We start from the raw sequence: 10,200 nt of genomic DNA, 5'->3' as shown, positions 1-10,200 counted from the left end.
AGCGATCGGGCGGGCGTCGGCGGGCTCGCTCGTGGTGCGCGGGCCGGGGACCCTCGGCCACCGCAGCCGGGTCGCCCGTGCCCTAGCATGACGACCGCTGTCGGGGAGGGCGGCGGGCCACCAGACGTCGTGGCGGGGGGATCGCATGTCGGAGGAGCAGGAGAGCGACGGCCGGGCCGTCACGCTGCGGCTGCTCGGCACCCTGACCATCGAGCGCGGCGACACCGGCCCGGTCCCGCTCACCGCCTGGCGCAGCGGCAAGAGCCTCGACCTGCTCCGGCTGCTCGCCCTCGACAGCGGGCTGCCCGTGCGGGCGGCCTCGGTGGCGGCCGCGCTGTGGCCCACCGCCGCCCCCCAGCGCGCCGCGGCCAGCCTCCGGACCGCCGTCAGCGAGGTACGCCGCAACCTCGGCGCCGACACCGTCGCCCGCCAGCTGGACTCGCTGGTGCTGACCGGGGTCTGGGTCGACGTCGTCGAGTACCGCCGGCTCGCGCTGCTGGTCCACCTCGCCGCCCGCGAGGACCGCTGCGACGACGTGCTCGAGGCGGGGCGGGCCGCCGCGGGGCTCTACCGCGGCGACTTCCACGCCCACGACGACGACAGCGCCTGGTGCGAGGCCGAGCGCGAGTCGCTGCGCCAGACCCACGGCGAGGTCCTCACCGAGACCGCCACCTGCGCCCTCCACGTCGAACGCTTCCGCGAGGCCCGCGACCTCGGTCGCGCCGCCATCGAGTGGGCGCCGTCGTCGGAGCAGGCCCACCGCACCCTGATGGGCGCCCACGCGGGGCTGGGCGAGGTCGCCGCCGCCCTCCACGTCTTCGAGGGCTACCGCGCCCGCCTCGCCGAGGAGCTCGGGGCCGACCCCTCGGTCCAGACGCGTGAGCTGCACCTGCGCCTGCTCCGCGGCCTCGACCCGGGCTGACCCGGGCTGACCCGGGCTGACCCGGCGTCACGAGCAGGCCGGCTCGTCCTCCGGGGACGGCGGGCACCGGGCCGCCTCGACGGTCAGCGCGGGACCCGGTCGGAGCAGGTCGACCCAGGGCTCGGGGACGACCACGTCGTCGACGCCGGCATAACCCAGGTTTCCGGCCTCGGGACCGGTGCCGACGGGGTAGGCGTAGCCCTGGTCGTCGACGAGCACCGGGTCGCCCGCGTCGTCGGCCGACCACCCGCCCGCCCGCACGAGCGCGCCCCGCCCCGGCTCCACCGAGACGTCGACCTCCTCGGCGGGCACGCCGGCAGCCGAGGCGTCGGTGTCGTCGTCGGTCGTCGCGAGCAGGACGCCGGGCCGCCCGCCGTCGGTGTCGAGGACGGCGCACGGCTGCGCGGCCGGCGGGGCGGTCTCGACGACGGCGTCGGGCCAGGAGGTGCCGGGCAGCGGGTCGGTCATGACGTCGCCCTCGGGCAGCCGCGCCGCGGCGTAGGTCACCAGCGGGTCGCCGCGGGGGAACGACAGCTGCTCGTAGAGGGCGGCGGCGAACGCGGTGAGGGCCCGGGGTCCGGTGGTGGTGAGCAGGTAGGAGCGGCCGTCGACCTCGAGCAGGTCGCCGACCTCGGCCGCCTCGCGCCCGGCGGCGTCGTCGAGCCCGGCGCGCAGCGACCACGCGTCGTCGAGCGCGGCGTCGTCGATGCCGAACCGCGCGCGCTCCAGCGCCCCGCCGTCGGGCAGGAGCGTGACCCAGGAGTCGGGGACGGTCACGGCGAGGTCCTGGTCGGTGCCGGCGACGGCGTCGAGGACCGGGTCGGTGCGGCCGCCGTCGGGGACGGGGTAGGCGTGGGCGCGCTCGTCGTCCCGTCCCGCGGACCCGGCGTGGGCGACGAGGTGGAGGTCGCCCGAGACGGTGCGGACCAGGAACGCCGCGCTGGGGTCCGGGGTGACGTCGGGGCGGTCGGCGACGCGGACCCGCACCCCGCTCGGGCCCCCGGTGGCGGTGGCGCCGGTGCAGGCCGACCAGCCCGTGGCGACCAGGTCCGAGGCGCGTGGCGGTGTGGCCGGCGCGCCCAGGATGCCGATCGCCGCACCGCGCGGCCGGTCGTCGAGCTCGTCGCGGGCGACCTCGGTGGGCGAGGTGTCAGCGCCGAGGAGCAGCATCGCCGAGGTGAGGTTGGCCAGGCGCCGCACCTCGGTGTCGTCCTCGTCGTCGTCGGTGGCCGCGGTGCGCAGCACCAGGAAGTCGGCGCCGGTCTCGCGCTCGGTGACCAGGCCCTCCTCCGTCCAGTCCACCGTGGACGGCGACCGCACGACGCCGACCACGGCGGCGCCCGCCACGAGGAGCACGGCGAGCGCCAGGCCGGCCACGATCGTGCGCCCGGGTCGGGCCGGCTCGACCTCGCGCCCGCCGGGCGCGCCGGAGACGAACGCCGTCACCAGGCGCCGGCGGTTGAACGCGTGCGCCTCGACCAGGTCCTTCTTGGTGGCCACGGCGACTCAGGTGGGCAGCACGTCGACCAGGCCGGTGGCCAGGACGAGCAGCGGGACGAGGGCCACCAGCGCGACGGTCTCGAGGACGTCGCCGAACCGGCCGCGGCGCACCGAGGGCGCGGACGGGACCAGGGTGAGCGCGAGCAACCCGGCGCCGGTGGCGGCCAGGACGACGGCGACCGTGGGCTGCCAGTCAGGCTGGCGCACGAGCAGCGCGACCACGACGGCCACCAGGCCGGCGATCCCCGAGCCGAGCCCCACCAGGACCTCGGCGCCGGTGCGGTACTGCCGGGTGCGGAGCATCACCACCAGGCAGGCGACGACGGCGAGCAGCGTGCCGGCCAGGCCGAGGTCGACGGCGAGCGGAGCGGTGACGACGAGGAGGAGCCCGACCGTGGTCGAGATCGCGACCAGGATCTCGTGGGCCACGCGGGCGTCGGCCGCCACCCGGGCGGCGTCGACGCGGGTCGGCGCGGCCGACCCCGCCGACCCGGCCGGCCCTGCCGCGTCGGGGGACGGGTCGACCTGGTCGACCCGGGTGCCGGCCACCCCCAGGGCCAGCCAGGGGAAGACGCTGCCGACGAGGACCACGAACGTGGTCACGCAGGTGATCAGCACCTCGGGTTCCGCTCCGCTGCTCTCGACCACGAGCCCGCAGGCGGCGAGGACCGCGCCGGCGACGACGGCCGGGAGCAGCAGCGTCCGTCCGGCCCCGAGCCCGACCACGCACACCACCCCGGCCGCGGCCAGCGCGCTGCCGGCGACGGCCAGCCGGTGGCCCAGGAGGGTCTCGGTGTCGGCGACGACCAGGCCGGCGGTGGCGGCGTAGCCCGCGCCGATCCAGGCGACGGTGACGGCGGCCTCCGGCTCGCGCTGGACCCGCGAGAGCACCACGGCGCCCACGACGAGCGCGGCCGAGACCGCGGCCGCCACCACCGCCGCGACGCTCGTGGACTGGTCGAGCAGGGCCACCGCGCCGAGGGCGAGGAGCAGCGTCGCCGCCGCGAGCGCCGTACGACGGCCCGACGCGGGCGTCCACGGCACTAGCTCGCGCTCGACCACGTCGGCCATGGCCTCGACCACGTCGTCGTACACGGGTGGGACGGGGTCGTCGACGCGGGCCGCCACGGTGATCAACGACCCGTCCTCGACGCCCTGCACGACGAGCCCGGCGTCGGCAGTGAGCCGTCGTCCCTGCGAGGTCACCAGGCGGTAGCCCCCGTGGACGGTGGCGGGGTCGAGCAGGCCGACGCTGCGCGCCAGCTCGGGCACCAGCTCGGCGACCGGGACGGCGCCCGGCAGGACCAGGTCGACGCGGCGGGTGCCGGAGGCGACGGTGACACGCACCAGCCCGGAGGTGCCGACCGGCGCCTGGCTCATCGTCGCTCCCGTCCGTGCTCGCGTACGTCGCGGACCATCATCGCGGGTCGGGCGCCCCAGGGGCCGGAGGGGCCGGGACCGGGCGGGTCCCGGCCCGCCCGGCCGTCACCCGAACTGGGCCGCTCCGCGCCGGTCGGCGTCCTGGTAGGCCAGGTTGGACTGCCGCACCGCGACGTGGGTCTCGGTGAGCAGGTCCTTCAGCTGCTCGACCGCCCGGTCCCAGCGCGCCTGGGCGACGGCGTAGGACTGCTGGGCGCGGCCGGACCAGTCGCTGCGCAGCGGGCCGAGGTCGGTCTCCAGGCGCTGGAGCCGCTCGCCGATCTGCCGGACCGTGACCTGCAGGTCGGCGGAGGCGCGGTCGAGCGCGACGTGGTCGACGCGGATGCCGTCGAGGCTCATCGGACCCCCGCCCCTCAGCCGAGACGACCCGCGAGGCGACCGAAGCCGGCGCCCTGCTCGTCGTCGGTGGTCACGTTGGTCCGCTCGGTCGCGCCCAGCGACCGGGCGAGGTCATCGAGGGCGTCGACGATGACCGCCTGCTTCTCCGTCCAGGTCCGGTGCAGGACGAAGAACGCCGCGGCGCCCTGCCCGCCCCACGCCCCGCGCAGGCCCGCGACCTGGTCGGTCATCCGGGCGCTGATCCCGTGCAGCTCCGCGCGGGCGTCGGTGACCAGGCCTGCGGCCCGGCTGAGGGTGCCGTCACCCTGTCCGTACTGGTGCATGTCGTCATCTCTCTTCGTCCTTTGTCGACCCGCCCCCGGTGGACGGGCTGCCGAGCCGGGTACCCGGGCGGCCGACGGCGGCAAACGTCAGCTCGTCGTCGTCCACAGGGCGTGGACGAGACCGGCCGCGACGACCACCGACCCGAGCGCCAGGACGCCGCACAGGGTCTCGGCGACGTCGGCCGCCCGCGACCACCACGCCGAGCGGAGGCCGCGTCCGACGGCGACGCCGACCGGCACCAGCAGCACCCCGGCACCGATCGCGGCGTAGGCGAGGAGGTCGGACCGGTCGCCGACGCCGGACCCGAGGACGACGGCCAGCAGCGCCAGCCCGCAGGCGAGCCCGGCGACCCGCAGCAGGGCCCGGGCGGCCGCGTGCCGGTGGCTGCGGGCCGCCAGCAGCAGCGCGGCGCCGACGAGCCCGACCTCGAGCCGGGCGCCGAGGTCGTCGATCCACAGCCCGTCCTCCCGCAGCAGCGCGGCGGCGGCGAACGCCGTGACGGCGAGGACGCCGGCGCACGCGGCCACGACCGTGCGGCCCGCCCGTTCGGCGACCTCGGCGACGCCCCGTGGCGCGACGGCCCGGCGGCCCGGCGCGGCAGGGGTCGCGTGGGCGGTCCACGCGGTGGCCGCGAGCCGGTCGAGGTCGAGCAGCTCGTCGTCGGGGGCGTCGACGGCCAGCTGGGGCACGACGCGAGCGGCGAGCATGGCGGCCGCCAGCAGCACCGCCCACACCACCCGGTCGGCGACGTCGGCGAGCGTGCCCGCGAGGACCGTCGCGGCCACCGCGGCACCGCCGATCACCCAGACGCGCAGCACGTCGCGGCTCCCCCGGTCGCGGGCTCGGACGGCCGGCCAGGCCACGGCCGCGGTGGCGGCCGCGGCCAGGCAGCCGACGCCGACCACGAGCGGGAGCCGCCCGGGCTCCCAGGCGATCGCCCACGCCGCGGCCCCGGCGTACGCCGGCGCGACCAGCACGCGCTGGCCCGCGAGCGGGCCCAGCGGCACGACCCCGACCGCCGCACCGGCCAGCAGCAGCACCACCACCACGGGACGCAGGTCGGAGCCGTCGGGCAGGCCGGTGGCGGCCCACCCCGCCAGCACCGCGGCCGCCAGCGCGACGGCGCACCACAGGCCCGACAGCGCGCCGGGCACGAGGCGGCCTCGTGCGCGGGTGCTGCCGAGCGCGGGGGGCGGCGGGCCGGAAGGGGCCGGAAGGGTGCCGGGAGCCGTGGCCACCAGGACGGTGCCCGTGACGACGCCGGCCGCGGCGAGCGTGACGTCGTCGGGCAGCGGCTGCCCGCCCGGGGTGCACAGCGCGGGCACCTCGCCGAGCGCGGCCTGACGGGCGTACTCGCGGGCGACGTCGGCGCCCGACGCGGCGGCCGGGACGCGGAGGTCGAGCACGCCCGCGGGGCCGTGGACGCTGACCGAGAGGGCGTCACCGGCGCGCGCCGTGCGGCTCACCGGACCTCCCGGACGTCGAGACGGAGGGCCGGGCGGCCGGCCCCGTGGGCAGCAGGGTAGTCGGCGGGCGCCGGGCGTCCGCAGGTCCCGGCACGTCGTCCGCCGGCGCTCTATCATCGCCCAGACCGCGGCGTCTCGGACCGCGACCACGACGCGACGGGGGCCCGATGACCACCCAGGCGCAGCCCACGCTGCGGGGTCGGCGCGTCGAGCGGCCCGAGGTGCCGAGCGGCCAGGTGGTGCTCAAGCCGCCGCCGCCGCTGCGCCCGAGCGAGGGTGCCGCCGGGGTGGCGCTGACGGCGATCCCGATGCTCGGCAGCGTCGGCTCGATCGTGCTGGTGGCGACCATCTCCCGCGGCGCGGGCACCGACAGCTCGATCGGCACCCGCAGCCTGCTTGCGGCCGGGATGTTCCTGCTCGCGACCCTCGGCTTCCTGGTGCTGCAGGTCGACCGGCAGCGCAAGCAGCGCAGCCAGCAGGTGGGCGGCTCGCGCACGGCCTACCTGCGCTACCTCGCAGGCGTGCGCACCCTGGCCCGCGACGCCGCGACCCAGCAGCGCCGCGCCCTGACCTGGCAGCACCCCGAGCCGGCGGCGCTGCCGGCGCTGGCCGAGGAACGCACCCGGGTCTGGGAGCGCGGCGCGGGTGACCCCCGGTGGCTGCAGGTGCGCTGGGGCACCAGCGACCAGCCGCTCGCGCTCGACCTGGTGCCCCCCGACGGCACCCCTGCCGACGACGCCGACCCGGCCGCCGAGTCGGCCCTGCACCGCCTGCTGGCGGTGCACCGCGTGCAGCCCGACCTCCCCGCGGCGTTCGACCTGCGCGCCTTCGACCGCGTCGAGCTCAGCGGCGAGGCCGAGCACGCCCGGGCCCTGGCCCGGGCGATCGTCTGCTCGGCGACCGCCTTCCACTCCCCCGACCACCTGGTCGTCGCGGTGCTCGCCGCCGAGGAGCACCTGGCCCACTGGGACTGGGTGAAGTGGCTCCCGCACGCCTCGAGCCGCGAGCAGACCGACGCGGTCGGCCCGATGCGCATGGTGAGCACCTCGCTGGCCGACCTCGCCGCGCTGCTGCCGCCCGGGCTCGGCGACCGCCCGCGCTTCGGCGCCGACGAGCGGCCGGCGTCCCCGCACGTGCTGCTGGTGACCGACGGTGCCGACCTGCCCCCGGGCAACCACGTCGTCCCGCCCGACGGGCTGCACGGCGTGACGGTCCTCGACCTGCCGGGTCGGTGGACCGACCCGGTCGACGCCGACCGGCTGCACCTGCGGCTGACCGGCGAGCGCGACGCCGACGGCCGGGTCGCGGCCGAGGCGCTGCGCCGGCACGAGACGCCGTCCGCCGGCCGTGCCGACCAGTGCGACCTGGCGACCGCCGAGGCGTTCGCCCGCCGCCTCACCCCGCTCCTCGACGTCGCGGTCGCCGGCGCCGGGGACGCCGCGACCCCCGGCGACCTGGCGGGGGCCGTCGACCCCCTCGACCTGCTCGGGCTCGGCGACGCGCACACCCTCGACCAGCAGGCGGCGTGGCGGACCCGGCCGGCCCGCGACCGGCTGCGGGTGCCGATCGGGGTCGGCGAGCACGGCGTCCCGGTGCACCTCGACCTCAAGGAGTCGGCCCAGCAGGGCATGGGGCCGCACGGGCTGGTGATCGGCGCGACCGGCTCCGGCAAGTCCGAGCTGCTGCGCACGCTGGTCCTGGGGCTGGCGATGACCCACCCGCCCGACCAGCTCACCATGGTGCTCGTCGACTTCAAGGGCGGCGCGACGTTCGCCGGGATGGCGCCGATGCCGCACGTCTCGGCGGTGATCACCAACCTCGCCGACGACCTGACCCTGGTCGACCGGATGCAGGACGCCCTGTCGGGCGAGATGGTCCGGCGCCAGGAGCTGCTCCGGGCGTCCGGCAACGTCGCCTCGGTCCGCGACTACGAACGGGCGCGCGCCGCCGGCGAGGACCTGGCGCCCCTGCCGTCGCTGTTCATCGTCGTCGACGAGTTCTCCGAGATGCTGGCGGCCAAGCCCGAGCTGCTCGACCTGTTCGTCGCCATCGGCCGGCTCGGCCGCTCGCTCGGGCTGCACCTGCTCCTGGCCTCGCAGCGGCTCGACGAGGGACGGCTGCGCGGCCTGGAGTCCCACCTGTCCTACCGGGTCGGGCTGCGCACCTTCAGCGCCCAGGAGTCACGGGCGGTGCTCGGCGTCCCCGACGCCTACGAGCTGCCCGCCGTGCCCGGGCTCGGCTACCTCAAGCCCGACCCCACCACCCTGACCCGGTTCAAGGCGGCCTACGTCTCCGGCCCGCCGACGACCGCGCGGGCCGTCGTCCGCCGCGACGAGGGCGGGCACGTGCGCGGCATCCTGCCGTTCACGATCTCCGAGGTGCTCACGCTCGACTCCGAGCCGGCGCTCGGACCCGAGCCGGCCACGCCGGCGCCCTCCGGAGCACAGGAGTCGCTGCTCGACCTGGCGGTGGGCCGGATGCGGGGGCTGGGGACGCCGGCGCACCGCGTCTGGCTGCCGCCGCTCGCCGACCCCGACCCGCTCGACCGGCTGCTGGGCGACCTCGCCCCTGACCCCACCCTCGGCCTCGTCTCGCGGCGGTGGCGGGCGCTCGGCGGGCTCGTCGTCCCGCTCGGCACCGTCGACCGCCCGCGCGAGCAGCGCCGCGAGACCCTCACCCTCGACCTCGGCGGGTCCGCCGGCCACGTCGCGGTCGTCGGCGGCCCCCGCAGCGGCAAGAGCACGCTGCTGCGCTCGCTGGTGGCGAGCCTGTCGCTGACCACGACGCCGCTCGAGAGCCAGTTCTTCGTGCTCGACTTCGGCGGCGGCACGTTCGCACCGCTGACCTCCCTGCCGCACGTCGCCGGGGTCGCCACCCGCGGCGAGCCCGACGTCGTACGCCGCGTGGTCGCCGAGGTGCAGGGCGTCGTCGACCGGCGCGAGGCCTACTTCCGGGCCCAGGGCATCGACTCGATCGAGACCTACCGCGCCCGGCGGGCCGAGGGGCGCGCCGACGACGGCTACGGCGACGTGTTCCTCGTCGTCGACGGCTGGAGCACGCTGCGCTCCGACTTCGACGACCTCGAGCTCGCCCTGCAGGTGCTGGTCTCGCGGGGCCTGACGTTCGGCCTGCACCTGCTGGCCGGCGCGTCCCGGTGGAACGACTTCCGCGCAGCGGTGCGCGACGTCTTCGGCACCCGTCTCGAGCTGCGGCTCGGCGACCCCGTCGACTCCGAGATCGACCGCAAGCAGGCCGCGCTGGTGCCGAGCGGGCGCCCGGGGCGCGGCCTGGTGCCGGGCGGGCTGCACTTCCTGGCCGCCCTGCCCCGAGTCGACGGCGTCGCGTCGGCCGCCACGCTCAGCGACGGCGTCGACGACCTGGTCGCCCGGTCGCGGGCCGCGTGGACCGGGCCGGCCGGGCCCAAGGTGCGGCTGCTGCCCGAGCGGGTCGGGCTCGACCGGGTCCTCGAGCTGGTCGGCGGCGCCGGCCGGCCGGGCCGGCTCTACCTCGGCATCGACGAGCGGGAGCTGGCACCGGTGGGGACCGACCCCGACACCGAGCCGCACCTGCTGCTCCTCGGCGACGGGGGTTCGGGCAAGAGCGCCTTCCTGCGCGCGCACTGCCGCGAGGTGGTGCGCACCCGGACGCCGCAGGAGGCACAGCTCGTCGTCGTCGACTACCGCCGCTCGCTGCTCGGCGAGGTGCCCGAGGACTACCTGCTCAACTACCTGACCTCCGCGGCCCAGGCGCAGCCGGCCCTCAAGGAGCTCGCCGCCTACCTCGAGAGCCGCATCCCCGGACCCGACGTCACCCCCGAGCAGCTGCGCAACCGCTCGTGGTGGACCGGCGCCGAGGTGTTCGTGGTCGTCGACGACTACGACCTCGTCGCCACCCAGCAGACGTCGCCCGTCGCGCTCCTGGCGCCGCTGCTCCCGCAGGCCCGCGACGTCGGCCTGCACCTCGTGGTGGCCCGCCGCTCCGGCGGTGCGTCCCGAGCGCTCTACGAGCCGGTCCTGCAGGCGGTCCGCGACCTCGCGATGCCGCAGCTGCTGCTGTCGGGCTCACCCGACGAGGGTCCGCTGGTCGGCAGCCTGCGCCCCACCCCGCTCCCGCCCGGCCGCGGCCGGCTGGTCACCCGCGAGCGCGGCGTCGAGGTCGTGCAGACGGCCTGGACCGAACCGAGGCTGTAGGTGACGAGCCGCCGGCGGT

At 77.5% G+C, this 10,200-nt stretch carries 7 protein-coding genes; 2 read left to right on the top strand and 5 right to left on the bottom strand.

From position 1 onward, the window contains the following. Positions 1-145 precede the first annotated feature (145 nt). Positions 146-922 (top strand): AfsR/SARP family transcriptional regulator, encoded by a 777-nt coding sequence (locus AC4MBH_RS00305; RefSeq protein ID WP_491792329.1) that lies wholly within the window; start codon positions 146-148, stop codon positions 920-922. Between the two features lie 27 nt (positions 923-949). Here AC4MBH_RS00305 and AC4MBH_RS00300 read toward each other — a convergent pair whose 3' ends face one another. The 5 genes from AC4MBH_RS00300 to AC4MBH_RS00280 form a co-directional block, all read right to left on the bottom strand. Continuing rightward, a complete protein-coding gene (locus tag AC4MBH_RS00300) occupies positions 950-2,422 on the bottom strand; it encodes a type VII secretion protein EccB (RefSeq protein WP_491792328.1) in 1,473 nt (490 codons plus the stop codon). Between the two features lie 6 nt (positions 2,423-2,428). Beyond that, the gene (gene eccD, locus AC4MBH_RS00295) at positions 2,429-3,802 is read right to left on the bottom strand and encodes a type VII secretion integral membrane protein EccD (RefSeq protein ID WP_491792327.1); all 1,374 of its coding nucleotides are present in this window, start codon (positions 3,800-3,802) and stop codon (positions 2,429-2,431) included. A 105-nt stretch (positions 3,803-3,907) separates the two neighbouring features. Further along, a complete protein-coding gene (locus AC4MBH_RS00290; RefSeq protein ID WP_491792326.1) occupies positions 3,908-4,201 on the bottom strand; it encodes a WXG100 family type VII secretion target in 294 nt (97 codons plus the stop codon). 14 nt (positions 4,202-4,215) lie between these two features. Further along, positions 4,216-4,524, bottom strand: coding sequence for a WXG100 family type VII secretion target (locus AC4MBH_RS00285; RefSeq protein WP_491792325.1), 309 nt, complete (start codon positions 4,522-4,524; stop codon positions 4,216-4,218). An 87-nt stretch (positions 4,525-4,611) separates the two neighbouring features. Continuing rightward, on the bottom strand, positions 4,612-5,991 hold the full coding sequence (locus tag AC4MBH_RS00280; RefSeq protein WP_491792324.1) for an EsaB/YukD family protein: 1,380 nt from the start codon (positions 5,989-5,991) through the stop codon (positions 4,612-4,614). 167 nt (positions 5,992-6,158) lie between these two features. Here AC4MBH_RS00280 and eccCa point away from each other — a divergent pair, with 167 nt between their 5' ends. Then, positions 6,159-10,181, top strand: coding sequence for a type VII secretion protein EccCa (gene eccCa / locus AC4MBH_RS00275; RefSeq protein ID WP_491792323.1), 4,023 nt, complete (start codon positions 6,159-6,161; stop codon positions 10,179-10,181). Positions 10,182-10,200: the final 19 nt, after the last annotated feature.

This window comes from Nocardioides sp. WJ219 (genome assembly GCF_058559815.1).
The sequence above is the reverse complement of the archived record's forward strand: the minus strand, read 5'-3'. Positions and strand labels throughout refer to the sequence as shown.